The organism is Brachybacterium sp. HMSC06H03, from assembly GCF_001807385.1.
Taxonomy (GTDB): Bacteria; Actinomycetota; Actinomycetes; order Actinomycetales; family Dermabacteraceae; genus Brachybacterium; species Brachybacterium conglomeratum.
Genome location: NZ_KV788757.1, coordinates 16,737 through 40,742 on the forward strand (window position 1 = coordinate 16,737; position 24,006 = coordinate 40,742).

21 protein-coding genes are annotated in these 24,006 nt (G+C 73.0%); 7 read left to right on the forward strand and 14 right to left on the reverse strand.

What is annotated here, in order from left to right:
- The first annotated feature begins 69 nt into the window (after positions 1-69).
- Both HMPREF3159_RS17040 and HMPREF3159_RS07215 read left to right on the forward strand, forming a co-directional pair.
- Entirely contained in the window at positions 70-987 is a 918-nt protein-coding gene (locus HMPREF3159_RS17040) for an NAD(P)-dependent oxidoreductase (RefSeq protein ID WP_070500395.1), read from the forward strand.
- Entirely contained in the window at positions 977-1,639 is a 663-nt protein-coding gene (locus HMPREF3159_RS07215) for a GntR family transcriptional regulator (protein WP_070500397.1), read from the forward strand. Before HMPREF3159_RS17040 ends, HMPREF3159_RS07215 begins: the two co-directional genes overlap by 11 nt.
- A gap of 42 nt (positions 1,640-1,681) precedes the next feature.
- Here HMPREF3159_RS07215 and HMPREF3159_RS07220 read toward each other — a convergent pair whose 3' ends face one another.
- The 6 genes from HMPREF3159_RS07220 to HMPREF3159_RS07245 form a co-directional block, all read right to left on the reverse strand.
- Positions 1,682-2,647 carry a sugar kinase gene (locus HMPREF3159_RS07220; protein WP_070500399.1) on the reverse strand — a complete coding sequence of 322 codons (966 nt, stop codon included), beginning with the start codon at positions 2,645-2,647 and terminating at the stop codon, positions 1,682-1,684.
- The gene (locus HMPREF3159_RS07225; protein WP_070500401.1) at positions 2,644-3,297 is read right to left on the reverse strand and encodes a bifunctional 4-hydroxy-2-oxoglutarate aldolase/2-dehydro-3-deoxy-phosphogluconate aldolase; all 654 of its coding nucleotides are present in this window, start codon (positions 3,295-3,297) and stop codon (positions 2,644-2,646) included. Before HMPREF3159_RS07225 ends, HMPREF3159_RS07220 begins: the two co-directional genes overlap by 4 nt.
- A 38-nt stretch (positions 3,298-3,335) precedes the next feature.
- Positions 3,336-4,340, reverse strand: a complete 1,005-nt coding sequence (locus HMPREF3159_RS07230; RefSeq protein ID WP_070500402.1) for an L-idonate 5-dehydrogenase — start codon at positions 4,338-4,340, stop codon at positions 3,336-3,338.
- Positions 4,340-5,863: a mannitol dehydrogenase family protein gene (locus tag HMPREF3159_RS07235; RefSeq protein ID WP_210388852.1), complete on the reverse strand. Its 1,524-nt coding sequence runs from the start codon at positions 5,861-5,863 to the stop codon at positions 4,340-4,342. Before HMPREF3159_RS07235 ends, HMPREF3159_RS07230 begins: the two co-directional genes overlap by 1 nt.
- Before the next feature lie 263 nt (positions 5,864-6,126).
- Positions 6,127-7,416 carry an MFS transporter gene (locus tag HMPREF3159_RS07240; protein ID WP_070500404.1) on the reverse strand — a complete coding sequence of 430 codons (1,290 nt, stop codon included), beginning with the start codon at positions 7,414-7,416 and terminating at the stop codon, positions 6,127-6,129.
- Between the two features lie 48 nt (positions 7,417-7,464).
- Complete coding sequence (locus HMPREF3159_RS07245; protein WP_246821539.1) at positions 7,465-7,998, reverse strand: MarR family winged helix-turn-helix transcriptional regulator; 534 nt, start codon at positions 7,996-7,998, stop codon at positions 7,465-7,467.
- 325 nt (positions 7,999-8,323) lie between these two features.
- On the opposite strand from HMPREF3159_RS07245, the gene HMPREF3159_RS07250 reads away from it, so the two are divergent.
- The gene (locus tag HMPREF3159_RS07250) at positions 8,324-9,898 is read left to right on the forward strand and encodes an HNH endonuclease signature motif containing protein (protein WP_070500405.1); all 1,575 of its coding nucleotides are present in this window, start codon (positions 8,324-8,326) and stop codon (positions 9,896-9,898) included.
- 240 nt (positions 9,899-10,138) lie between these two features.
- Here HMPREF3159_RS07250 and HMPREF3159_RS07255 read toward each other — a convergent pair whose 3' ends face one another.
- Positions 10,139-11,227, reverse strand: coding sequence for a Gfo/Idh/MocA family protein (locus HMPREF3159_RS07255; protein ID WP_083305849.1), 1,089 nt, complete (start codon positions 11,225-11,227; stop codon positions 10,139-10,141).
- A gap of 288 nt (positions 11,228-11,515) precedes the next feature.
- Here HMPREF3159_RS07255 and HMPREF3159_RS07260 point away from each other — a divergent pair, with 288 nt between their 5' ends.
- Both HMPREF3159_RS07260 and HMPREF3159_RS07265 read left to right on the forward strand, forming a co-directional pair.
- The gene (locus HMPREF3159_RS07260; protein ID WP_070500407.1) at positions 11,516-13,093 is read left to right on the forward strand and encodes an aspartate:alanine exchanger family transporter; all 1,578 of its coding nucleotides are present in this window, start codon (positions 11,516-11,518) and stop codon (positions 13,091-13,093) included.
- Between the two features lie 9 nt (positions 13,094-13,102).
- Positions 13,103-13,777 (forward strand): maleylpyruvate isomerase N-terminal domain-containing protein, encoded by a 675-nt coding sequence (locus tag HMPREF3159_RS07265; protein WP_070500409.1) that lies wholly within the window; start codon positions 13,103-13,105, stop codon positions 13,775-13,777.
- Positions 13,778-13,789: 12 nt separating this feature from the next.
- Here HMPREF3159_RS07265 and HMPREF3159_RS07270 read toward each other — a convergent pair whose 3' ends face one another.
- The 4 genes from HMPREF3159_RS07270 to HMPREF3159_RS07285 form a co-directional block, all read right to left on the reverse strand.
- Positions 13,790-14,878: a Gfo/Idh/MocA family protein gene (locus HMPREF3159_RS07270; protein WP_070500410.1), complete on the reverse strand. Its 1,089-nt coding sequence runs from the start codon at positions 14,876-14,878 to the stop codon at positions 13,790-13,792.
- Positions 14,875-15,636, reverse strand: a complete 762-nt coding sequence (locus HMPREF3159_RS07275) for a ThuA domain-containing protein (RefSeq protein ID WP_070500412.1) — start codon at positions 15,634-15,636, stop codon at positions 14,875-14,877. Before HMPREF3159_RS07275 ends, HMPREF3159_RS07270 begins: the two co-directional genes overlap by 4 nt.
- Positions 15,633-16,850 (reverse strand): Gfo/Idh/MocA family protein, encoded by a 1,218-nt coding sequence (locus HMPREF3159_RS07280; RefSeq protein WP_083305850.1) that lies wholly within the window; start codon positions 16,848-16,850, stop codon positions 15,633-15,635. Before HMPREF3159_RS07280 ends, HMPREF3159_RS07275 begins: the two co-directional genes overlap by 4 nt.
- A 101-nt stretch (positions 16,851-16,951) precedes the next feature.
- Positions 16,952-18,118, reverse strand: a complete 1,167-nt coding sequence (locus tag HMPREF3159_RS07285) for an ROK family transcriptional regulator (protein WP_070500413.1) — start codon at positions 18,116-18,118, stop codon at positions 16,952-16,954.
- Positions 18,119-18,323: 205 nt separating this feature from the next.
- Here HMPREF3159_RS07285 and xylA point away from each other — a divergent pair, with 205 nt between their 5' ends.
- Both xylA and xylB read left to right on the forward strand, forming a co-directional pair.
- On the forward strand, positions 18,324-19,517 hold the full coding sequence (gene xylA / locus HMPREF3159_RS07290) for a xylose isomerase (RefSeq protein WP_070500415.1): 1,194 nt from the start codon (positions 18,324-18,326) through the stop codon (positions 19,515-19,517).
- Positions 19,518-19,693: 176 nt separating this feature from the next.
- The gene (gene xylB, locus HMPREF3159_RS07295; protein ID WP_070500417.1) at positions 19,694-21,085 is read left to right on the forward strand and encodes a xylulokinase; all 1,392 of its coding nucleotides are present in this window, start codon (positions 19,694-19,696) and stop codon (positions 21,083-21,085) included.
- Positions 21,086-21,093: 8 nt separating this feature from the next.
- On the opposite strand, the gene HMPREF3159_RS07300 is transcribed toward xylB, so the two are convergent.
- The 3 genes from HMPREF3159_RS07300 to HMPREF3159_RS07310 all read right to left on the reverse strand — a co-directional run.
- Positions 21,094-21,942 (reverse strand): endonuclease/exonuclease/phosphatase family protein, encoded by an 849-nt coding sequence (locus tag HMPREF3159_RS07300; protein ID WP_083305851.1) that lies wholly within the window; start codon positions 21,940-21,942, stop codon positions 21,094-21,096.
- Positions 21,943-22,052: 110 nt separating this feature from the next.
- Positions 22,053-22,955 carry a MurR/RpiR family transcriptional regulator gene (locus tag HMPREF3159_RS07305; protein WP_070500419.1) on the reverse strand — a complete coding sequence of 301 codons (903 nt, stop codon included), beginning with the start codon at positions 22,953-22,955 and terminating at the stop codon, positions 22,053-22,055.
- A gap of 119 nt (positions 22,956-23,074) precedes the next feature.
- On the reverse strand, positions 23,075-24,006 hold a 932-nt coding region (locus HMPREF3159_RS07310; protein WP_210388853.1), incomplete at its 5' end, for a carbohydrate ABC transporter permease.

Consider the following 24,006-nt stretch of genomic DNA (forward strand, 5'->3'; position numbering starts at 1 on the left):
CCAGATAGTACACAATATATAATCAGGCCGGAGTGTTCCCGCAACCATCGACGACAAGGTGTGAATGTCATGGCCAGCACGACAGCGGTCCTCGGGCTCGGCCCGATGGGCGCACCGATCGCTCGGAACCTGGTGCGCGCCGGGATCCCGCTCCAGGTGTGGAACAGGACCCGAGAGATCGCTCGGCCGTTCGCGGACGAGGGCGCCGAGGTCCGCGACGGGCTGGCCAGGATCGACGCGGCCGTGATCCTGTCGGTCCTCCCCGATGTGCCCCACCTGCGCGGGAACCTCACCGAGGAGGTCCTAGAGGCATGGAGCCGCGTCCGCCCGCTCCTGGTGATCATGTCGACGACGTCGCCGGCGCAGGTGGAGGAGCTCGCCTCCGACCTCGCGCCGTGGGGCATCCGCGTGGCCGACGCACCGATGTCCGGCGGGGACCGCGGGGCGCGGGAGGCGACCCTCAGCCTCATGGTCGGTGCCGAGGAGTCGGACTTCGTCGAGCTCGAACCCGTTCTGCGAGCGCTCGGCCGCACGGTCGTCCGCTTCGGGGGTCCCGGCACCGGGTCGCTGGTGAAGCTCGCGAACCAGGTCGTCGTGGCCGGAACGCTGAGCGCGATCGGCGAGGCCATCGCCCTGGCGGAGCGGGCAGAGGTGGACCCGAGGCTGCTCATGGAGGTGTTCGAGGGAGGACTCGCCTCCAGTGCAGTGCTCTCCCTGAAGAAGGAGAAGCTGCTCGACGGCGACTACAGCCTGGGCGGGAGCGCCGCCAATCAGCTCAAGGATCTCGTCTACGCCTCCGACGCCGCCGAGCGGCTCGAGGCACACGCTCCGCTGACGCGCATGCTGCAGGGAGTCTTCGACGAGATCGTGCAGTCCGGAGACGGGGAGCAGGACCACAGCGTCGTGCTCGAGCACTTCCGCCGGGGTGCCGGTCGACGCGGCGAGACAGCAGCTGCTTCCGAAGACGAGGAGAATCATGGTGGATGAGACAGTTGTTCGAGTCCCGCTGACCGATGCGGTCCACGATCGACTCCTGGAGATGATCATGGACGGGTCCCTCGCCCCCGGGGCGCCGCTTCGCGTCCAGGCCCTGGCGGCACGGCTCGGCGTGAGCCAGACCCCGATCAGGGAATCCCTCGGGCGACTTGCCGGATCCCAGCTGGTGGTCCGGGCGCCGATGCGCGGCTACGCGGTCGCGCCCCTCCTCTCCGACAAGGAGGTCGTCGAGCTCATGCATGCGCGGCTGCTCCTCGAATCGGAGATCGCCGCCCAGGCCGCAGGCGCAGAGGGGCTCGACGACGCCCTTCGGGAGAACCTGGAGCGATCGCGCCGAGTGGAGGTCGGCCCGGCCTACGAGAACTATCGCGAGTACCTGGAGCTGAGCGCCGAGTTCCATACCCTCATCGGGCAGGCGTGCGAGAACAGGTTCCTCCGCTCCGCGCTGGAATCGCTGCCCGTCCACGTGCAGCGCTTCCGGCTCTTCGGGCCCGAGGGCGTCGATGACGTCGAGGTGTCCCTCGCCGAACACGACGCGGTGCGGCGCGCGCTCGCCACCGGCGACCCGGAGAGCGCCCGGCGCGCTGTGGGGGAGCACATCCGAGGAGTCGAGGCGAGGTCGAGACACTCGCTCGAGCGCTGACCGGCGCACGGGATCCGGCGTGGAGTCCTCGCGCCGCCCCGCTCACCGCGAGACCGGATCCGCCTCCCCGCCGTGCAGGAACGCCTCCAGCGCCGCGCCGTCGGGCGCCCCCTCCCAGTCCCCGGGAGCGGTGCAGGCCAGCGCCCCGCAGGCGTTCGCGCGCTCGAGCCGGCCCGCCACGTCCTGCCCGTCCAGCCTGGCGCTGAGGTAGCCGGCGACGAAGGCGTCCCCGGCCCCGACCGTGTCGACCACGTCCACGCGATGCCCGGCCGTCTCGTCCAGCCGCCCGTCCACGAGCGCCGCCGCGCCGTCGGGGCCGAGCTTCGCGACCACCTCGCGGCCGGGCCGTGCGAGCGCGGTCAGGAGCGCGCGGGCATCGCTGCCGTCGACCTGCGGGGCCAGCAGCGCGAGCTCCTCGGTGCCGCCGAAGAGGACGTCCACGTGCTCGAGCACGTCCCCCAGCAGCTCGGCGAGATGCTCGGCGGAGCCCAGGCGGGAGCGGTGGTTCACGTCGAGGCTCACCGTGGTGCCCGCCGCGACCGCGCGCTCGACGGCGATGCGCACGGCCTCCCGTGCGGACGGGGACAGCAGCGGGGTGATGCCGCTGACGTGCAGGATCTCCGCCTCCTCGATCAACCCGTCGGGAAGGTCCGTGGGGGAGAGGGCGGAGGCCGCGGAGCCGGCGCGGTAGTAGTCCACACGGGTGGTCGTGCCCGTAGGGCGGGACTTCAGCATCAGCCCCGTCGGCCGCTCGGGATCCACCGCGCAGCGCACCTCGACGCCCTCGCCCCGGATCTCCCGCACCACCCGCGTGCCCAGCGGGTCGGCCCCGACCCGGCTGATCCAGGCGGCCTGCACCCCCAGGCGCTGCAGTCCGATGGCGAGGTTCGACTCGGCGCCGCCCAGGGAGATGTCGACCGACGGGAGATGCGCGAGCGAGCCGATGGTGCTGCTGCGCAGCAGCGCCATGGTCTCGCCGACGGTCACCACGCGGGCGCGTGCGCTCATGCCCCGGCCTCGCGCGTGGTCACGGCGACGAACTGCGCCGCCCGCTCCGCGAGCGCCTCGAGGCTCCCGCCGGAGAGCGCATCGCCCAGCAGCGGCCCGCCGACGGAGACCGCGTCGGCCCCGGCGCGCAGCCAGGCCTGCGCCGCCTCGAGGTCCACGCCGCCCGAGGGCACCACGCGGATCCCCGGGAAGGGGCCGCGCAGGTCCTTCACGTAGCCGGGCCCCACGACGGAGGCGGGGAACACCTTCACCGCCGCCGCCCCCGCGGCCCAGCCCGCGTGCAGCTCGGACGGGGTCAGCCCGCCGGGGACGATCGCGATGCCGGCCTCGGCGGCCGCCTCGAGCAGGTCCGCACGGGTGATCGGGGTGACGATGTAGTGCGCGCCCTGCCGCACGGCCGTGGCGAGGTCCGACGGGTCCGTGACGGTGCCGATCCCGATGTCCATCCGGTCCCCGAAGCGCTCGAGCAGCTCCGGCAGCGTCTCGAGCGTGCCGGGCGTGGACAGCGTCAGCTCGACGGAGCGGATGCCGGCGCCTGCGAGCGTCTCGAGCACCGGGGCGTACTGGTCCGCCTCACGTCCCCGGATCACGACGATCAGGCGGGCGGCGGCGGTGCGCTCGGGGAGCGGGGAGCGGGCGGTGTCGGTCATGCGGGTCTCCTGGGAGGTCGGGCGGGCGGCGGACGGGCTCAGAGGGCCAGCAGCACCTTGGCGGATCGGGAGGCGTCCCGCGCGGTGGCGAAGGCCTCCGCCGCCTTCTCGAGCGGGATCGTCTGGGTGACCACGGCGTCGAAGCGCGCATCGCTCTCGAGCAGCGTGATCGCCTCGTCGATCTCGGTGTCGAAGCGCTGGGTCCCGCGCAGCTGGACCTCCTTGGACACGAGCGCGGCGAGGTTCACCGGGATGTCCGTGTCGGGGAGGATCGCGACCTGCACGATGATCCCCGCGGGCCGCACGGCCTGGACCGCGGAGGACAGCGAGACCGGCGCGGCCGAGCACTCGAGGACCACGTCGTAGGAGTTCGCCTCGGGCGTCTCCTCGGTGACCAGGATCGTGCGCTCCGCGCCGAGGGCGGCTGCGCGCTCGAGCGGCTCCGGGCGCACGTCGGTGACGTGCACGGAGGCGGCGCCTCGGTGCAGCAGCGAGGCGACGGCGAGCAGGCCGATCGGCCCCGCGCCGAGCACGAGGCAGTCCTTGCCTGTCACGTCGCCGGCGATCGTGACCGCGTGCAGGGACACGGCCAGCGGCTCGGCCAGGGCACCCCGCTCCAGCGGCAGCGACTCGGGCAGCACGCGCAGGTTCGCGCGGTCGATCACGAGGAACTCGGCGGCGGCGCCCTGACGGTGCGGGGTCACCGAGGCGCTGCCCAGGTAGTCGCCGCCCGGCCACAGGTGAGGGCGGTCCTCGATGCCCTTGGCGCTGGTGCCGTAGCGGGCCGGGTGCACGGTGACGGGGGTGCCCGGGGCGAGCTCGCCGCTGGGGTCCAGGTCCACCACGGCCGAGAGCTCGTGGCCCGGGATCAGCGGCTCCGTGATGACATAGGCGCCGTTCGCGCCGTTGTAGTAGTAGTGCAGGTCGGAGCCGCAGATGCCGACGTAGGCGACCTTCAGCCGCACCTGCCCCTCCCCGGGCTCGACGGTCGGGACGTCCTCGAGGCGGGCGTCCTCGGCGGCGTGGATGAACAGGGCCTTCATCAGCGGTTCTCCTTCAGGGATGCGTCCATGGCCTCGGCGGCCGCGGCGCGCGGACCCGAGGTGACGAGGGTGGTCAGCAGTGCGCCGACCAGGTCGGTGAACTCCTCGCGGGCGGCGAGCTCCTCGGTGAGGCAGCCGCTCTCGAGCAGGATCCTCGCATGCTCCGCCGGGGAGGTCGCCCGGGCGGCGATCTCCTGCAGACGGGCCTGGGCGGGGTCGGTCATCGTGCGCGCCTGCTCGCCGGGATCGAACCCGCGCGGCGGGACGACGCAGGCGAACCAGGCGGCGACGGTGAGGGCGAGCAGCGCGGGCGTGCGGCCGGCCTCGAGGTGGTGCAGGGCCGGGACGGGGATCCGCTGCGGCAGCCGCATCGACCCGTCGGAGCCGACCTGGCGGGTGCGGTGGCCGAGGTCGTGGTTGTGCCAGCGGTGCGCGAGGTCCTCGAGATAGGCGTCGGGGTCGAATCCCGTGGGCTGGTCGATCGTGGGCAGCATCTCGTCGCGGATCAGGCGCATCGTCGCCTCCGCGATCCAGGCCTGGTCGAAGGACTCGGGGATGATGACCCGGTCGTCGAGCGCCCCGAGATAGGCGATCAGGGAGTGGGGGCCGTTGAGCAGGCGGAGCTTGACCTGCTCGTAGCGTTCGACCTCGGAGGCGTCGGGGGTGAGGATCGCGCCGCCGCGCTCCCAGGCGGGGCGTCCCGCGGCGAAGTCGTCCTCGACCACCCACATCGAGAACCGCTCGGCGCGCACCGGGGCCTCGTCCCGCACGCCCAGCAGCGCGGCGACCTCGTCGCTCGTGGCCGCTGTCGTCGCCGGGACGATCCGGTCCACCATCGCGTCGGGGAAGGAGACGCGCTCCTGCACGTAGCGCAGCACGTCCTCGGGGGCGTTCGAGAGCTCGAGGAACTCCTCGACCATTCGGCGTGCGGTGCGGCCGGCGGCGGAGACGTTGTCGCAGGGCAGCACCGTGAACGGCTCCCCGCCCTCGGCGCGGGCGCCGAGGCCCCGGGCGAGCAGGCCGATCACGGTGCGCGGTGTGCCGGCGCCCTCGAGATCGGCGCGCAGGGCGGGGTCGTCCACATCCAGCCGGCCGGTGCGCGGGGAGACGTAGTAGCCGCCCTCGGAGACGGTGAGGGTCAGCAGGCGGCGGTGCGGGTCCGCGATCTCGCGCACCACCCGGCCCGGTTCCTCGGTCATCACGCCGAAGCCGCGGTGCACGTCCACCAGGTCCGCGCGGGTGCCCGCGTCGGACATCTCGAGGACGGAGTAGATCCCGTCCTGGCGCATCATCGGTTCGATCACCGAGCGCGAACGGTTCGCGAAGCCGATGATGCCCCAGTCGCCCTCCTCCGCGGCGAGGGCGCGGGCGGTGTGCACGGCGGCGTGCGCACGGTGGAAGGCGCCGAGGCCCAGGTGGATGATGCCGGCACGCGCCGGGTCCAGGGGGGCGGAGGCGCCCAGCTGCGGCAGGCCGCCGAGGCGGGAGCGGTTGAGCCGGGGTGCGGGGGCGACGTCGGACACGGGACCTCCTGGTCGATGCGAGATCGCGGGGACGCCGCGATGCGATGTCCCGAGGGTGGCGGGGGTGCCGATCGAGCATCGCACCCTCACCGTGCGTTTCGCATAACAGAACGCATGTTTCGGAACACGCAACAGCTTAACAAGGCGGGCGTCCGACGGGAATCTCCGCGGCCGACGGCCCGACGAGCGGGCCCCGGGACGTCTCCTCGCATCCCGGGGCCCCGCCCGTCGGCCGACCCGCTCGCCGGCCGGCCCGCCGGCTGTCAGACCTCGTCGCCGGCGGTGATCGCCTCGGCCTCCTCGGCGGCGCTCAGGTGGTGCTCCTGGCCGACCGCGGCGAGGTGCCGTCGGCCGATCGTCAGAATGGCCATGCTGAGCGCGAGGGCGAGCGCCGCGAGCAGGTAGGGGGCCCCGGCGGTGGTCGCCGCCGCGAGGGGTCCGGCCACGGCCGGGGCGATCGCGCCGCCCAGGAAGCGCACGCCCGAGTAGGCCGAGCTCGCCACGCCGCGCGGCAGATCGGTGGCCTCCATGACCGTCTCGGTCAGCGCCGTGTTCATGATGCCCAGCAGCAGGCCGCCGATCACGATCAGCACGGTCATCGCGGTCATCGAGGCGTGGACCAGGGCGAGCGCCACCATCAGCACGGTGAGCAGGCCGAGCGTGGTCAGCAGCGTCGGGATCAGGCCCAGGCGTCGCGTCAGCACGGGCGCGGCGAACACCGAGGTGATCGCGAGCGCGAGGCCCCAGCCGAAGAACCCCCCGCCGATGCCCATCGCGCCGAACTCCATGCCGTGCGCGGCCGCGGCGGCCTCGAGCGGGAACGGCGAGTAGGCCAGCAGCGTGAAGAAGCCGAAGTTGTAGAAGATCGCGGTCAGCGCCAGGGTGCGCAGCGCCGGATTCCCCAGCGCCTTAAGCGCCGCGAGCGGCGAGACGTGCGCGGGCTTCGCCTCGCGCTGCAGCAGCACCGCGATCGCGAGCGCGCCGATGCCCATCAGCACCGCGGTGCCGGCGAACGGGGCGCGCCAGGAGATCGAGCCGAGCAGGCCGCCGAGCAGCGGACCGAGAGCCATGCCGATCCCGAGCGCGGTCTCGTAGAGGATGATCGCGCCGCCGCTCGGTCCCGCGGTCGCGCCGACGATCGCGGCGAGGGCGGTCGAGATGAACAGCGCGTTGCCGAGGCCCCAGCCCGCCCGCAGGCCGATGATCTCGTTGACGGACCCGGCGCCTGAGGCGAGCGCCGCGAAGAGCACCACGAGCACGAGGCCGATCATCAGCGTGCGCTTCACGCCGACGGCGGAGGCGAACCAGCTGGTGAAGAACATGGCGATCGCGGTGATGAAGAGATAGCTGGTGAACAGCAGCATCGCCTGCGAGGGGGAGGCGTCCAGCTGCGTGCTGATCGCGGGGAGGATCGGGTCCACCAGGCCGATGCCCATGAAGGACACGGTCGCGGCGAAGGCGATCGCCCACACCGCGCGCGGCTGGTGGAAGGCGTCGCGCAGGGTGGGCGCCGACGGGGCCGCCTGCGCGGCGGCCTGGGGGGTCGTGGTCATGCGGGACTTCTTTCCGGGGAGGGGAAGGGGTGGGCGAGGTGCGGCGGCTCAGCCGTCGTGCGACTCGAGGATCCGGGCCAGGAGCTCGGAGGCGCGGGCGAGGGTCGCCAGGTCCTCCTCGGGCAGGGGCTCGAGGAGGGCGCCGACACCGTTGGCGAGCTGTCCGCGCCAGGCGGCCAGCTGTGCGGAGCCGGCCTCGGTGGTGCTGACCAGGGAGGAGCGGGAGTCGGTCGGGTCCGCCTCGCGGCGCACCAGGCCCTCCTCCTCCAGGCGCTTGATGACGGTGGTCGCGGTGGGGCGGGAGACCCTCTCGCGCTCGGCGATCTCGCTCAGGCGCAGCGGCCCGAGGCGTTCGATCGTCGCCACCACCCGCCAGGACACCGAGCCGACGCCCACCTCCGAGCGGCGTGCGGCGAGCCGGGCGAACTGGCTGCACACGAGCGCGAGGTGCTGGGGCAGCTCGGCGAGGGCGGGATCGGCGGCCGACGGGGTCGCGGCGTCCAGTGCGGCATCGCCCTCCGGCCCCGACGTGGTGCCGGCAGGGGTCTGCGGGGAGGGGGTGGAAGGCGGTGTTCTGGTCACGAGGGTCGATACTAGTTTGCATTGCTAACTATGGCAAGGGGGTGCTCACCGCCTCGCCGCCCCTTGTCGGCCTGAGCACCCTCATCGCCGTTCCGCACCTCGTCCCGTGCCCGCCCCGCGACCCCTCCTCGTGGAGCGCGAAGCCGTCGGCCGTGCGTCTCGGCCTCCTTGCTGTCCGCCTTCTCCTCCTCCGCGCGAACTCGCGCCTGCGCGACCTTTCCTCCACAGCGGGCATCGATCCACATCGGCGCAGGTGGGGATGAACTCCAGGCCTTCCTCGACTGGACTGGAGGACCGCACTCCCGTCACTCGGTCGGAGGACGTCATGACCCTCATCGCCCCACCACCGCCCAGCCCCGACGTCGACCCGCCTTCGCCCGGCTCCGCTCCGCCCCCGCGGCTCGACCGCGAGGACGCCGAGCGGCTCGGCCGACGGATCCAGAACCAGGCCGCGGTGATCGCCCAGGCCACGTGCGAGTTCCTGCTGATGCTCGCGGAGTTCGACACGCGCGAGGGTGTGCGGTTCTACGAGGGGCTGAAGTCGACCGCGCACTGGCTCGGCTGGGCCTGCTCGATGGCCGCTGGCACCGCGCGGGAGCACCTCCGCGTCGCCCGCGCGCTGCCCGCGCTGCCGCTCACCGTCGCCGAGTTCCGTGCAGGGAGGCTCTCCTACTCCAAGGTCCGCGAGATCACCCGCGTCGCGGATCGCGTCGAGGAGGAGGTCCTGGTCGAGATGGCGCGCGCGATGACCGCCTCCCAGCTCGCGCGCACGGTCTCCTCGTTCCGGGCGGTCGACGGCTCCCGGCTCGACCAGGACTCGCGGCGCGAGGCGCGCTGGCATGTGCGGGAGGACGGCATGGTCGAGATCCGCGCGGTCCTGCCCGCGGAGACCGGCGCCGAGCTCCTCACCGCCCTCGAACTGGCGCTGGACCGCGACGGCACGGCCCCGCCCTCGAGCACTGGGACGGCCGCATGCTCCGCCTCATCCTCGCGCGCCGCGGCAGAGCCCGACCACGACGGCTCCTCCGCGATCGCCGAGCGCTGCGCCGAGATCACGACCGAGGCGACCCTCGACCAGCGTCGCGCCGACGCCCTCCACGACCTTGCCCGCACCTATCTCGCCGCCGAGCCAGATGACCGCTCCGGCGAGGATCGCCATCTCGTGGTCGTGCAGGTCGACGCCGAGTCACTCTCCGAACGCGTTCCCGCGGGAACGCTTCCGCGCTGCGGAGTCGCAGGCGGCGGACCCCTCGAGCCCCGTACCGCCGAACGCCTCGCCTGCACCGGGAAGGTCTCGCTCGCCCTCGCCGACGTCCACGGCGAGATCCTCCACCTCGGCCGCGCCCGGCGCCTCGCCTCCCGGGCCCAGCGCCGCGCCCTGCGACTCCGCGACGGGACCTGCGTCTTCCCCGGCTGCCACCAGAGCAAGCACCTCGACGCCCACCACCTCACGCCCTGGTCGGAGGGCGGGCCGACGGATCTCGACGAGCTCGCGCTGCTGTGCCGGCGCCACCACGTGATGGTCCACGAGGGCGGGCTGCGGCTGGTCCGCGCCGCCTCTGCGCCGGGCGGCGTGGGCCCCCGATTCCAGGTGCTCGATGCCGGCGGCCGGCCAGTGCAGGCGCGATGGCCCGCCATGCTCGAGCGGCTGATCCTCCGCCCGGAGGTGACGAGGAGCGTAGAGGCGCCCAGTGCTCAGGGAGGGACCGGCACGACGGCCACCGGCGGGGCCATAGGCGACGGACCGGTCGACGACGACGCCTCGGCGGATGGCAGCGCCCCGGGCACGTCCGACAGCCGCGACCCCGGACGGATCGCGGCCACCACGGGCGGGGCAGGATTCCGCCTTGCCGACTGCGTGCAGGCGATGTGCGAGAGCGTGCTGGCCCGGGCCGCGTGAGCGCGGTGGCGACCTCGTCCTCGTCACCGAAGGTGAACAGGGCAGGCGCCATGAGCACGCGCTGGCCGTGCGCCTCACAGAGGTCGGTGTCCCGCTTGCCGGGATCCGCGCCGGCTCCTCGCGCCGGCCCTCGATCGCCGCGGGGCTCGAGGCGCTGCAGACGGTCGCGGACAGCACACGGCCGGGCTGCGCCGTCCGGCCCCTCGTCCGTGAGGCCAGGCGTGTCCCGGGCGAGCCTGTTCAGGCCGTGCGGCCCGTGAGCTCCTTCGCCGCCCCCTGGGCCTTGAGCGCCAGCTCGACGGCCTTGAAGGCGTGCTCCTGGGTCATCGCGTTCTCGGTCCGATTCAGCACGTCCAGCACCAGCTCGCCGAAGAAGGGGTAGCCCACCTTTCCGTCGGCCTCGAGGCGGTGCTCGCCCTCGGAGTCCACGAGGATGACCTGGTTCGGGCCGTTGTCGGTGGTGACGTCGACGTACTTGCGCAGCTCGAGGTAGCCCTCGGTGCCCACCACGAAGGTGCGGCCGTCGCCCCAGGTGCGCAGGCCCGACGGGGTGAACCAGTCCACGCGGACGAAGCCCGTCGCCCCGGAGGAGAGCGCGACGTGCGCGTCGCCGAAGTCGTCGAGCTCGGGATGCTCGGGGTGGCCGAAGTTGCCGATCGAGGAGGAGAGGATCTCCGCGTCCTCGGAGCCGGTGAAGGTGAGCATCTGCTCGAAGTTGTGCGAGCCGATGTCGGTGAGGATGCCGCCATAGCGGGCCCGCTCGAAGAACCAGTCGGGACGGGTCGAGGGATCGCCCATGCGGTGCGGGCCCATGCCGGTGACCTGCAGGACCTTGCCGATCGCGCCCTTCTGGATGAGCTGGGTGGCGAGCACCGCGGCCTCCACGTGAATGCGCTCGGAGTAGTAGACCATGTACTTCTTCCCGGTCCGCGCGACGGCCGCCTTCGCCTCGGCGAGCTGCTCGAGGGAGATCAGCGGGGTCTTGTCCGTGAAATAGTCCTTCCCGGCCTCCATCACGCGGATGCCGAGCGGGGCCCGGTCCACGGGGACGGCCGCGGCGGCGATCAGGTGCACCTCCGGGTCGGAGAGCACCTCCTCCTCGCTCGTGGCGATGGTGACCTCGGGGAACTGCTCCTTGAACGCGGCGGCGCGCTCGGGCTGCGGGTCGAACACCCACTTCAGCGTGCCGCCCGCACCGAGCAGGCCCTGGGTCATCCCGCCGATGTGGCCGTGGTCGAGATGCATCGCGACGAACACGAACTCGCCGGGCTCGACCACCGGCTTCGGCATCGCGGCGGGGGCGTAGTTGGCACCTTCGGAGACGGCCATCGACAGTCCTTTCGGTCGAGAGTGCGGGCTGGGGCCCGGTCGGAGTCGCCACCAGTGTCGTGCACCACGAGGTGCGATGGCGCGGAGTGCCGGGGGTTGCCAGTCGCGCGGGGCGGCGCCGCCGCGCGGGCCGCGACCTCCGTCGGCCCTCCCTTCCGGCGTGACCTCGGACAACCCCGGCTCGTCGGGCACGGCCGACGGGCCTATCGTGGACCTGAACCCCCACACTGCGGTGCCCGTGCACGAGCGCGCCCGTCCCGCTCGAGGGCGGGCCCGGGAAGGACCCCCGTGATCGACGCCCTCGCGAACAGCCCCCTGCTCACGCTGTTCCTGGTCGTCGCGACCGGGGCCGTGCTCGGAGCCATCCCCTTCGGCCGGATGCGCTTCGGCGCCGCGGGCGCCCTGTTCACGGGCCTGGCGCTGTCCGCGATCGCCCCGCAGCTCGGCGACGGCATGCAGATCGTGCAGACCCTCGGGCTCGCCCTGTTCGTCTACACCGTCGGCATCTCCGCCGGCGCCACCTTCTTCGCCACGCTGAACAAGCAGCTGCCGCTGCTGGGCGCTGCGACCGTCGCCACCGTCATCGCCGCGCTCGCGACGATCCTGCTCGGCCACGCCCTCGGGATCGAGCGGGACCTGGGCCTGGGCCTGTTCACCGGCGCGCTCACCGCCGCCCCCGCGCTCGATGCCGCCTCGCGCCTGACCGGCACGGCGGGACCGTCCGTCGGCTACTCCTTCGGCTATCCGATCGGCGTGATCGTCGGGATCGTGCTGGTCTCCATGGTCGTGGGCCGTGCCTGGCCCGGCCGGGGCGACACCCCCGCGCTCGCCGGGACCAGCCTCGCCTCCACCACCGTGCTCGTCCACCGCACCGTGAATCTGCGCGACGTGCCGCAGTGGTACCAGCAGCGGGTGCGCTTCTCCTACCTGCGCCGGGACGGCACGGTACGCGTGATCGTGCCCGGCGAGGACCTGCTGGCCGGGGACGAGGTGGTCGCCGTCGGAATGCCCGAGGCGGTCGAGGAGGTCGTCGCCGAGCTCGGCGAGCGCTCGACCCGGCACGTCGCCCACGACCGCTCCCTGGTCGAGTTCACGCGCATGACCGTCTCGAACCCGGACCTCGCCTCCCGCTCCATCGCCGAGCTGAACCTGCCCGTCCGCTTCGGCGCCGTGGTCACCCGGGTGCGGCGCGGGGACCTGGAGCTGCTGGCCCGCGACGACCTCATCCTCGAGCCCGGGGACCGCATCGCCGTGGTCGTGGACCGGGCGGAGCTCGACGCCGTGCACCGCTTCCTCGGCGACTCCGACCGCCAGGTGAGCGAGCTGGACGTGCTCTCCCTCGGCCTCGGGCTGATGCTCGGCGTGGGCCTGGGCATGGTCACCGTGCCGATGCCGGGCGGGAGCGCCTTCTCCCTCGGCCCGGCCGCGGGACCGCTGATCGTCGGCATGGCCCTCGGGGCACTGCGCCGCACCGGCCCGATCGTCTGGTCCCTGCCGGGCGGTGCGAACACCACCGTGCGCCAGCTGGGGCTGCTGCTGTTCCTCGCCGCGCTCGGCCTCACCGCCGGGCCCGAGGTCGCCGCCGTCCTCGCCTCGCCGATGGCCTGGCGCGCCGCGCTGCTGTCCGTGGTCGTCTCCGCGCTCTCCTGCGTGGTGCTGCTGCTGGCCGCCCGCTGGGTGCTGGACCTCTCCGCCGCGCGCTCCGCCGGCGCTGTCGCGGGCTTTCTCGGCCAGCCCGCGGTGCTGGACGCCGCGAACTCCCGCAAGGCCGACGAGCGGATCGAGACCGCCTACGCCACCCTCTTCGCCTTCGCGATGGTGGTGAAGATCCTGCTGGTCCCGGTCATCTGGAACGTGCAGGGCTAGCGTTCGACCATGGAACTGTTCACCACGACCTGGGCCGCGCTGCGCCGCGCCGTCCACGAGCTGCCCGAGCACGCCTTCTCCCTGCCCTCGGGATGCCGCGGCTGGCTGGTGCGCGACCTCGTCGGCCACCTCGTGATCGACGCCCAGGACGTGCTGATCACGTTGGCGACCCCGGCGGAGACCGCCCCGACCGCGGACGCGCTGAGCTGCTGGACGCCGACGCCCACCCCGCCCGACGGCACCGATCCGCACGACGCCCTCACCGTGCGCCTCGCCGCCGCGTACGAGGATCCGGGACTGCTTCGGAAACACCTGGAGGATCTCGGCGGGGCCGCCGAGCGGGCCGCGCTGCTCGCGGATCCGGACCTGCCCGTCACCACCCAGGGAATGAGCCTGACCGTGCGGGACTTCCTTCACGCCTATGTGCTCGAGTGGACGCTGCACCACCTGGATTTGATCGCTTGCCTCGACCCCGAGGGCGCCCCCGCCCCTCCGCCAGCCGCCGGACTCGCCGAGGCCCGCGACATGGTCGAGCGCCGGCTTCGGGTGCGGCTGCCTGCGGGATGGTCCGACGCCGACGCGCTGCGCCGAGCGACCGGGCGCGAGAGCCTCACCGATGCGCAGCGGGCCGAGCTCGAGGAGCTCGGCCCGCGCGGGGCGATGCTGCCGCTGTCCTTCGGGTGAGCGGCCCCGTCGTCAGCCGCCGACCACCGCGCCGTCGGCCGCGGTCAGCGGCACCGCCGCCGGGCGCTCGACGGTGCTGGTGATCTCGACGCGCGTGCCCGACGCGGCGGCCTCGAGCACTCCGTTCATCACCTCGAGCACGTGCTGGCCGAGCTCGCCGGAGGCCCGCAGGTCCGCGCCGCGCACGGCCATGTCCTGCAGCCCGATCCCGCGCCCGGCCCGCTCGTAGCCGCCGGTCACGGGGAGGGTCTCCCAGCTCTCGCCGCCGAGCGCGTGCAGGCGCACGTCCCCGTCGAAGCGGTTCGGATCCGGGACGGCGAGGGACCCGGCCGTGCCGTGGATCTCGATCGGGTGGGCGGCGGTCGCGACCGCGTCGAAGCTCATCACGAGCGTGGACAGCACCCCCGACTCGTGCACCAGCACGCCGGTGACGTGCGTGTCCGTGGTGACAGGGATGGTCTCGCCCTCGCGGGGTCCGGAGCCGATGGTGCGCTCGGTGCGCAGCCGGCTCGCCGCACCGATCACGGCCTCGACCGGGCCCAGCAGCGTGACCAGGGCGTGGATGTAGTAGGGGCCCATGTCCAGCAGCGGGCCGCCGCCGGGGACGTAGTAGAAGTCCGGCTGCGGGTGCCAGCGCTCATGCCCCGGGGTGACCATGGTGGCGGTCGCCGCGATCGGGGTGCCGATCACGCCGTCGTCGATCACCGCGCGGGCGGTCTGCGTGCCGGTCCCGAGCACGGTGTCCGGGGCTGAGCCGGTGAGGACGCCCGCCTCGACGGCCGCCTCCAGCACGCGGGTGCCCTCCTCGGTGGTGACGGCGAAGGGCTTCTCCGAGTAGACGTTCTTGCCCGCGGCGATCGCGCGCAGGTCCACCTCGGCGTGCGCGGCGGGGATGGTGAGGTTCAGGACGGTGTCCACCTCGGCGTCGGCGATCAGCTCGTCGACGGTCAGCACCCGCACCCCCTCGCGTCCCTCGGCCGCGGCCTCCGCGCGGGCGCGGTCGAGGTCCGCGACGGCGACCAGCTGCACGTCGGGCAGACGGTCGAAGCTCTCCAGGTACTGGCGCGAGATGACCCCGCAGCCGATCATGCCGACCTTCATCGGGTCGCCTCCTTCGCTCGGGTCCTGCCGTGGTCGCCGTAGGGCATGTCGCTGCCGCGCGCGGCCCAGAGCATGCCGCGCTCTACGAGGGTGCGGACGTTCGGGTCCTCGAGCACCTCGACGCGGTGCCCGGGGGTGGTCACGAAGATGCGGCCCTTGCCCCACAGCCGCGTCCACAGCGCGGGGGAGGTGATCTCGCGGTGCCAGGGATCCCAGTCGCGGACCTTCTGGGTGGTGGTGGCGAGGACGTCGCAGTAGTCGTCGGCCAGCACCCAGTACTGCTCGGTGACCAGGTCGAAGTCGCTGATCCCGGCGGTGATCGGGTGGTCCGCGGCCTCCGGGAGCATGTTCACGGTGTAGGGGACGTAGTTGTCGGCCTGCTCGCCTGTGCGCTCGTCGGGGTGCTTGCCGGGGTGGCAGCCGAACTGCCCGCCGATGAGGGTGAGGTAGTCGGACTCGTTGCGGTAGCTGTCGGCGATCCCGCCGTGCCAGCCGGCCATGCCGGTGCCGGCCTCGATCGCGGCGCGCAGTCCCTCGAACTGGGGCCGCTCGATGGTGCTCATGGTGTTGCACTGGACGATCAGGTCGACCGTGGCCATGTACTCGGCGTCGGCGTAGATCGCCGGGGACTCCTCGATGCGGACGCTGAACCCGTTCTCCTCGAGGAAGGGGAGGAACATGTCGGTCGCCTCGACGGGCTGGTGGCCGTCCCAGCCGCCGCGGACGACGAGGGCGACTCGGGTGGGTGCGGTGCTCATGCGGTGGTCTCCTCGGTGGTGGGGTTTTCGACGGGGGTCCAGCGCGAGCCGTCGGCGTCGCTGGCCTCGACGGCGGCGAGGACGCGCTGGACGTGCAGCGCCTCGGCGAAGGACAGCGAGGGGTCGGTGCCCTCGCCGATCGCGCGGACCAGGTCGGCGATCTCGTGGGTGAAGGTGTGCTCGTAGCCGAGGCCGTGGCCGGTGGGCCACCAGGCCGCGGCGTAGGGGTGCTCCGGCTCGGTGGTGAGCACGCGGGTGAATCCCTGGCGGCCCGCGGGGGCGGTGGCGTCGTAGATCTCCAGCTCGTTCATCCGCTCGAAGTCGAAGGCGATCGAGCCCTTCGCACCGTTGATCTCCACGCGCATCGCGTTCTTGCGGCCCTGCGCCATGCGGGTCGCCTCGAAGGCGCCGAGCACGCTGCCGGCGAAGCGGGCGGAGAACAGGGCGACGTCATCGACCGTGACCTGGCCGCGCTCGCCGGAGGCATCGCCCTTCCCGCCGAGGCCCTGCGCGGTCCCGGCCGCGGGACGGGTGGGGACGACGGTGGCGAGGGTGCCGGAGACCTGTTCGATGTCGAGCCCGGTGAGCCACTGGGTCAGGTCGATGACGTGCGCGCCGATGTCCCCGAGCGCCCCGGAGCCGGCCTTGTCCTTGTCGAGCCGCCAGGTCATCGGGGCGTCGGCGTCGGAGAGCCAGTCCTGCAGGTACTGGGCGCGCACCTGCCGGATCTCGCCGACGAACCCGTCGGCCACCAGCTGGCGCGCGTAGGCGAGCGCCGGGGTGCGGCGGTAGGAGAAGCCGCAGATCGAGCGGATCCCCCGGGCTGCGGCGTCGGCCGCGGCGCGGGCCATCTCCTCGGACTCCGCGACCGAGTTCGCCAGCGGCTTCTCGCACAGCACGTGCTTGCCGGCCGCGAGCGCGGCGAGCGCGATCTCGTGGTGGGTGTCGCCCGGGGTGCAGATGTCGATGACGTCGATCTCCGGGTCCTCGACGAGTTCCTGCCAGCGGGTGGTGTGGCGGGCGAAGCCGTACTGCTCGGCGGCGTCGGCGACCGCGGAGGCGGTGCGGCCCGCGATGGTGTGCAGCATCGGGGAGGCCGGCAGGTCGAAGAAGCGGTGCGCGGTGCGCCAGGCGTGGGAGTGGGCGGCGCCCATGAAGCCGTAGCCGATCAGGCCGACGTTCAGGGGGGTCGAGCGGGCAGGCGTCGAGGTCACGACGGGGACGTCTCCTTCGAGGTCGGGGTCGGAATCACGTGCCGGTGGCCGTGGACATGTTGTTGATCAGAAATCGGCAGGGGACCGGCGGGTCAGGACGATCAAGGGTGCTTCCTCTCGATCCAGGAGACGGGGCGGTCGAACACCGGCTGCAGCGCCGCGCGCGCCGCGCCGTGCAGCGCGGGGTCCGCGAGGCCGTCGGCCCGCTCGATCGCGACAGGGCCGGCCTCGGCGGCCAGGGCGTGGCGGTCCACGGTCTCCTGCACCACCGGGGAGATCTCCTCCGCGATCGGTGCGAGATAGCCGGAGAGCACCACCGTGGACAGGTCCAGCACGTTCAGGGCGTTGGCGATCGCGAGGCCGAGCGAGCGGCCGATCACGCCGATCACCTCGGCACGGCTCGAGCTGCGCGCGAGCTCCTCGACGAGGTCCTCGATCCGCACCTCGTCGGAGAGACCGGCCTGGCGCACCAGAGAGAGGTAGGAGATGTAGGCCTCGAGGCAGCCGCGCCGCCCGCAGCGGCAGCGCCGCCCGTCGGGCGCGACGACCGTGTGCCCGAACTCGCCGGCCCAGCCGTGCGCGCCCTCGAGGATCGCGCCGTCCAGCACCACCGCGCCGCCGACGCCGGTCGAGCCGCGCACGTAGAGGAACGACTCTCCCGGCCTGCGGTCGATCTCGGTGAGCACCGAGAGGCGGTTGTCGTTCTGGGCGCCGACGGGCCAGTCCGCGGGCGCCAGCAGCTCCTGCAGGCGGACGACGACGGGGACGTCCGCCCAGTCCAGGCCCGGGGCGGAGAGGATCCGGCCGTCCTCGGGGGAGAGGCGGCCCGGGATCGCGGCGGTCACGCCGACCACCGGCAGCCCCGGCGCCTGCTCCCGCACCTCGTGGACGAGCTGGGCCGCGAGTGTCAGGGCGTCCTCGGCCGTGCCCTCGGCGACCCGGTGGTAGGTGGTGCGGCGCGCGAGCTCGGCGCCGGGGAGGTCGATGCCGAGGCAGGAGATGTGGTCAGCGGCGATCTCGAGCCCGATCGCGAGCAGCGTCCCGGAGGCGGGGCGCAGCGGCACCATCGGCCGCCCGGCGCCCGCCGCGACCGGCTCGCCCTCGGTCACCAGGCCCGCGCCGATCAGCTCCTCGACGAGCTTGGAGACGGTGGGCTTGGTGAGCTGCGTGAGCGTCGCGAGGCCCGCGCGGGAGGTGGGGGAGGGGGCGGTCTGGAGGGCGCGCAGCACGGCGGAGAGGTTGTGCTCGCGCAGGTGGGTGGACTGCATCGGGTCCGTCCTCTCGTGCTCGTCCGTGCTCGTCGTCGTCGTCGGCGTTCGGGGTTCGTCGGCTCCCCGGGTTGTGCGGGACAGCCTCCCATGCGTAGATTAGTAACGGAAACTTACTAAGGGAAGGGGTGCACCCCGCCACGGTGGACCGCCGCCGTGCGCAGCACCCCCGACGACGCCGTCGACCACCACCGAGGAGCACCCCATGACCGCCCCCACCCCCACCCGTGACGACAAGTTCTCCTTCGGCCTGTGGACCACGGGCTGGCAGGCCCAGGACCAGTTCGGCTCCGCCACCCGCCCGCCGCTCGAGCTCACCGCGCACGTCCGCAAACTCGCCGAGCTCGGCGCCTGGGGCTTCACCTTCCACGACAACGACGTGATCCCCTTCGACGCCACCCCCGAGGAGCGCTCTCGGATCATCGACCAGCTGAAGAAGGTCACCGAGGAGACCGGCCTGGTGATCGAGATGGTCACCACCGACACCTTCGCCCACCCCGTCTTCAAGGACGGCGCCTTCACCTCCAACGACCGCTCCGTGCGCCGCTTCGGCCTGCGCAAGGTGCTCGCCAACGTCGACCTCGCCGCCGAGCTCGGCGCGAGCACCTTCGTGATGTGGGGCGGGCGCGAGGGCTCCGAGTACGACGGCTCCAAGGACCTCCACGCCGCGCTCGAGCGCTACCGCGAGGGCCTCGACACCGTCGCCGGCTACATCAAGGACAAGGGCTACGACCTGCGCATCGGCCTCGAGCCCAAGCCCAACGAGCCCCGCGGCAACATCTTCCTGCCCACCGTCGGCCACGCCCTGGCCTTCATCGAGCAGCTCGAGCACGGCGACATCGTGGGCATCAACCCCGAGACCGGCCACGAGCAGATGGCGACCCTGAACTACACCCACGGCCTCGCCCAGGCGCTGTGGAGCGACAAGCTCTTCCACATCGACCTCAACGGCCAGCACGGCCCGATGTACGACCAGGACCTCGTGTTCGGCCACGGCGACCTGATCAGCGCGTTCTTCACCGTGGACCTGCTCGAGAACGGCTTCCCCTCGAAGCCCGGCGCCTACGAGGGCGCTCGCCACTTCGACTTCAAGCCCTCCCGCACCGAGCACGAGCAGGGCCAGTACGACTCCGCGGCCGCGAACATGGAGATGTACCTGATGCTCAAGGAGCGCGCGATCGCGTTCCGTCAGGACTCCGAGGTGCAGGAGGCCATGGCCTACTCCGGCATCGAGGAGCTCTCCCAGCCCACTCTCGGCGAGGGCGAGACCCTCGCGGACCTCCTCGCGGACCGCTCCACCTTCGAGGACTTCGACGCCGATGCGGCAGGGGAGCGGAATTACGGCTTCGTGCGCCTGCAGCAGCTGGCCATGCAGCACCTCCTCGGCTTCCGCGCCTGACTCGGGCCCGCGCACGCGCCGGCACTGCCCCGGGCCGAGGCCGGCTTCCGGGGCGGCCGGTCGCTCCTCGCCCGTACCCTGGCCTCGTGCGCGGTGCGCGTCCGCGCCCCGCCGGCCGCCTGACAGGCCCCGTCTCACCTGCTCTTCCGTCCCGACCCGCTCGCAAAGGACCCCTCATGGCCCCCCTCGTCCTCGGCATCGACTCCTCCACCCAGTCCACGAAGGCGCTGCTCGTCGACGCCGAGACCGGGCAGGTGCTCGAGGAGCGCCGCGCCTCCCATCCCGACGGCACCGAGGTCGACCCCCGCGCCTGGCTCCGGGCGGTCGACGAGGCGGCGGGCCCCCTGCTCGAGCGGGCCGACGCCCTCGCCGTCGGGGGCCAGCAGCACGGCATGGTGCTGCTCGACGAGGCGGGCGAGGTGGTGCGTGATGCGCTGCTGTGGAACGACACCCGCTCCGCCGACGCCGCGACCACGCTGATCGAGGAGATGGGCGGGCCGCAGGCGAGCGTCGAGGAGATCGGCAGCCTCATGGTCGCCTCCTTCACCGCGTCCAAGCTGCGCTGGGTGCGCGACGAGGAGCCCGAGAACGCGCGGCGTGCTGCGCAGGTGCTGCTCCCGCATGACTTTGTCTCCCTCCACCTCGCCGAGTCCGGCACCGCCCCGTTCACCGACCGCGGCGACGCCTCCGGCACCGGCTACTACTCCACCCGCGAGGAGGCATGGAAGCCCGAGCTCGTCGAGGCCGCGCTCGGGAAGGGCCTCGAGCTGCCGCGCCTGCCCGAAGCCCCGAACGACGTCATGGCCCGCACCGCCTCCGGGGCCGCGATCGCGGCCGGCACCGGCGACAACATGGGCGCCGCGCTCGGCCTGTCGCTGGGCCCCGGCGACGTCTCCGTTTCGATCGGCACCTCCGGGGTGTGCGCGATGGTCAGCGATGCGCGTCCCGGCGATGCCAGCGGCACGGTGACCGGCTTCGCCGACGCGACCGGCCGCTTCCTGCCCATGACCACCACCATCAACGCCTCCCGCATCCTCGAGGCCGGCCGCGCCCTGCTCGGCGTCAGCCACGAGGAGATGGCCGAGCTGGCGCTCGCCTCCGAGCCCGGCGCGCGCGGCGTGACCCTGCTGCCCTACTTCGACGGGGAGCGCACCCCGAACCGGCCCCACGCCCGCGCCACCCTGACCGGCATGAGCACCTCCACCAGTCGCGAGGACGTGGCCCGCGCCTACGTCGAGGCCCTGCTGTGCTCGCTCGCCGACGGGATCGCCGCCCTCGAGGAGCGCACCGGCACGGCCGCCCGTCGCATCACCCTGATCGGCGGCGGCGCCCGCTCCCGCGCCGTCCAGCAGCTCGCGCCCGCGATCTTCGGCCGCGAGGTCACGATCGCGCCCGACGGGGAGTACGTCGCCCTCGGCGCCGCCCGTCAGGCCGCCTGGGCGCTCGCCGGTACCGAGGAGCCCCCGGCCTGGGAGATCAGCGGCTCGCGGATCGTCACGGCCGACGCGACGCCGCAGGTGCTCGAGGCGTACCGGGAGCTGAAGGAGCGCACCGCGGACTGGAGCTGAGGGCCCGCTCAGCTCTCCGTCAGCGGCACCCGCATGCTCGCCTGCACCGGCAGGTGGTCGCTCGGGAACACCCCGCCCGGCCGCTCGGCGTTGATCGAGGCCTCGAGCACCTCCACGCCGGGGCTCGCGAGGATCCAGTCGATGCGGAAGTCGGAGACCTCGACCTCGCCGAAGTGGGGGAAGGTGCCCCAGCCGGGCGTGGTGCGCTCGGCCGCCTCTCGCCAGGTGTCCTGCAGGCCGAACTCCTCGACCAGCACCTCGTAGGCGGGGGAGTCCCCGGCGACAGAGTTGAAGTCGCCGGTGACCAGCGCCGGCAGGTGCAGCAGGTGGAACTGGCGCAGGTGGTCGGCGATGAGCTGGGCGCCCTTGACCTTCGCCTGCGTGATCACATGGTCGAGGTGGGTGTTCAGGTGCACGAGCTCCCCGCCGGTCTCGCGGTCGCGGAAGCGCGCCCACACCGCGACCCGCGGGCCGGCGTTCCCCCAGGTCGCCGAGCCGATCTCGCGCGGCCTGTCCGAGAGCCAGAACTGGTTCCAGGCCACGAGCTCGAGGCGGTCCGTGTCGTAGAGGATCGGGTTGATCAGCCCGTCGCTGCCGCCGCGCGTACCCATGCCGAGGCGCCGGTACGTCGGCCCCAGTCCCCGCTCGACCGGCCCGAAGGTGTGCTCCTGCATCTCCTGCAGTCCCACCAGGTGAGGGCGCTCGGCGGCCAGCAGCGCCTCGATCGCGGGGGCGCGGTGGGGCCAGTGCCCGGGATCGGCCGCGGTGGTCGTGTCGGTCGCGAACAACGCGTTGAAGCTCATCACCCGCAGCGGCGCGAGATCGGCCGACGGGGCGGGCAGGGCGGGACTGGTCATGCAGGAACTCCTGGGTGGGGCGGTGCGAGGGAAGGGTGGACGGGGGCGGCTGTGAGGGGCACCGATGGCCGGACGGTGGGCGGGGACCGTCGGCGTCGGTCCGCCCCCGCTCACCAGTACCGCTCGAGCGCCTCCTCGACGGAGGAGAGCGCCTCGAGGGAGCGCTCGTGATGGCGCACCACCACCCCGCTGGCGAGCACGTCGGCGAGATACATCTCGGCGATCCGGCTGGTCAGCGTGCCGACGCGCAGCGGCGCCCGGTCCTGCACGGCGAGCAGCACGTGATCGGCGATCTCCGCGGCCGGGGAGCTGGACAGCCTCGTGATCAGCACCGTGAGGCAGCCGCGCCGCTTCGCCTCGGCCAGCTGCGGCACGGTCTCGCTCGCCGTGCCCGTCTCCGAGACCGCCACGAACACGTCTCCGGGGCGGGAGGCCGCCAGCCCGATCACGGCCGACGGCGGATCGTGGAAGGTGGTGGCCGGGATGCCGAGGCTGCGCAGCTTGTGCTCGAGGGAGACCGCGACCACGTGCGCGGAGCCGGCGCCCGTGGCGAACACCTGCCGGGCATCCCCGAGGGCCTGCACGATCGTGGCGACCTCGGCCGGGTCCAGCAGACGGGAGGTCTCCTCGATCGAGCCGGTGGAGAGCACGCCGAGGCTGGCGATCAGCTCCGGCAGCGGAGTCTCGGACGTGATGTCCCCGGTGACCCGCGGGCCGCCGCCGGCGGCGGGTCGCTCCGCGGCCAGCACCAGCTCGGTGCGCAGCGTCGTGAACCGCTCGATGCCGAGGGTGCGGCACAGCCGGGTCACCGAGGCGGCAGAGGCGCCGGCGCGCTCGGCGTACTCCGTGATGGTCATCCGCCCCACCTCGGCGGGGGACTCGAGGGCGAGCACCGCCAGGCGCTGCAGCTGCGGAGGCAGCGTCGGCAGCGAGGTGCGCAGCAGCGCGAGGACGGGCGGATGCGCCGTCCCCGGGGCGCCGGAACCCGGTGCGTCGGGTGAGGTCGAGGGCATGGGGCCTTCCTGGTCGTGGGCTCCCGGACGGGGCCGGGCCCGTGTGCTGGGCATCATGGCATGTGGGGCAGGGCGAGCGGCGCGGGCAGGGCGGACGGCCCGGCGTGGGGCCCCGGGTGCTACTTCAGGGCGCCGGCGCTCAGGCCCTCCTGCACCTGCCTCTGGAAGAGGACGTACACGATCAGCACCGGGAGCATCGAGATGATCAGCCCGGCGAACAGCTGCGCCATCGACGTCGGTGAGGTCTCGTAGTTCTCCCCGAGGGCCAGCGCCGCCAGGCCCTGGCTGAGCACGAAGTTCGAGCGCTCCTCGTCCTGCTGCGGGTTCAGCACCTGCGGGAGCAGGAACTGGTTCCACTGCCCCAGCACGTTGAACACCCCGATCGAGATCAGCCCCGGCCGTGCCAGCGGCAGCATGATCCGGAAGAACACCCCGAAGTGCCCGGCGCCGTCGAGGAACGCAGCCTCGGCGAGCTCCTTGGGGAGGGTGCGGAAGAACCCGGTGAGGAAGAAGATCGAGAACGGCAGCGAGAACGCGGCGTAGACGAGCACCAGGCCCAGGTTCGTCGCGAACAGTCCGAGCCCCTGCACGATCCGCACCAGCGGCACGATCGCGAGGAACACCGGGAAGGTCATCCCCGCCAGGTACAGCCAGTACAGCACCCGGCTGCCGGGGAAGGGATAGCGCGCCATCACGTAGGCGGTCATCACCGACAGCAGCATCGTCAGCACCACTCCGCCGCTGACCACGATCACGGTGTTGGTGAAGAAGGCGCCGATGTTCGCCTGCTGCCAGGCGTCGACGTACACGCCCAGTCGCAGCTCGCCCGGCAGGCCGAAGGGGTCGTTGTAGATCTCCTCGTTGGTCTTCAGCGAGGAGGCGAGGATCCAGACCAGGGGTACGAGCACCACGAGCGCCCAGGGCACGAGCATCAGGTGCGGCAGGCCCGAGCCGCGGGGTCGACGGGGTCGATGCGGCCGACGGGGACCGTGCGGCCCGTCGGCCGACGGAGACGCCGTCGTCGCCGACGGGGCGGACCCGCCCGGGGAGT

Coding starts and splice junctions, on each gene's coding strand:
- HMPREF3159_RS07285 (WP_070500413.1), bottom strand. CDS start 18,118: ATGCAGTCCACCCACCTGCGCGAGCACAACCTCTCCGCCGTGCTGCGC.
- xylA (WP_070500415.1), top strand. CDS start 18,324: ATGACCGCCCCCACCCCCACCCGTGACGACAAGTTCTCCTTCGGCCTG.
- HMPREF3159_RS07240 (WP_070500404.1), bottom strand. CDS start 7,416: ATGACCACGACCCCCCAGGCCGCCGCGCAGGCGGCCCCGTCGGCGCCC.
- HMPREF3159_RS07220 (WP_070500399.1), bottom strand. CDS start 2,647: ATGAGCGCACGCGCCCGCGTGGTGACCGTCGGCGAGACCATGGCGCTG.
- HMPREF3159_RS07225 (WP_070500401.1), bottom strand. CDS start 3,297: ATGACCGACACCGCCCGCTCCCCGCTCCCCGAGCGCACCGCCGCCGCC.
- HMPREF3159_RS07275 (WP_070500412.1), bottom strand. CDS start 15,636: ATGAGCACCGCACCCACCCGAGTCGCCCTCGTCGTCCGCGGCGGCTGG.
- HMPREF3159_RS07250 (WP_070500405.1), top strand. CDS start 8,324: ATGACCCTCATCGCCCCACCACCGCCCAGCCCCGACGTCGACCCGCCT.
- HMPREF3159_RS07300 (WP_083305851.1), bottom strand. CDS start 21,942: ATGACCAGTCCCGCCCTGCCCGCCCCGTCGGCCGATCTCGCGCCGCTG.
- HMPREF3159_RS07305 (WP_070500419.1), bottom strand. CDS start 22,955: ATGCCCTCGACCTCACCCGACGCACCGGGTTCCGGCGCCCCGGGGACG.
- HMPREF3159_RS07270 (WP_070500410.1), bottom strand. CDS start 14,878: ATGAAGGTCGGCATGATCGGCTGCGGGGTCATCTCGCGCCAGTACCTG.
- xylB (WP_070500417.1), top strand. CDS start 19,694: ATGGCCCCCCTCGTCCTCGGCATCGACTCCTCCACCCAGTCCACGAAG.
- HMPREF3159_RS07230 (WP_070500402.1), bottom strand. CDS start 4,340: ATGAAGGCCCTGTTCATCCACGCCGCCGAGGACGCCCGCCTCGAGGAC.
- HMPREF3159_RS17040 (WP_070500395.1), top strand. CDS start 70: ATGGCCAGCACGACAGCGGTCCTCGGGCTCGGCCCGATGGGCGCACCG.
- HMPREF3159_RS07255 (WP_083305849.1), bottom strand. CDS start 11,227: ATGGCCGTCTCCGAAGGTGCCAACTACGCCCCCGCCGCGATGCCGAAG.
- HMPREF3159_RS07215 (WP_070500397.1), top strand. CDS start 977: ATGGTGGATGAGACAGTTGTTCGAGTCCCGCTGACCGATGCGGTCCAC.
- HMPREF3159_RS07265 (WP_070500409.1), top strand. CDS start 13,103: ATGGAACTGTTCACCACGACCTGGGCCGCGCTGCGCCGCGCCGTCCAC.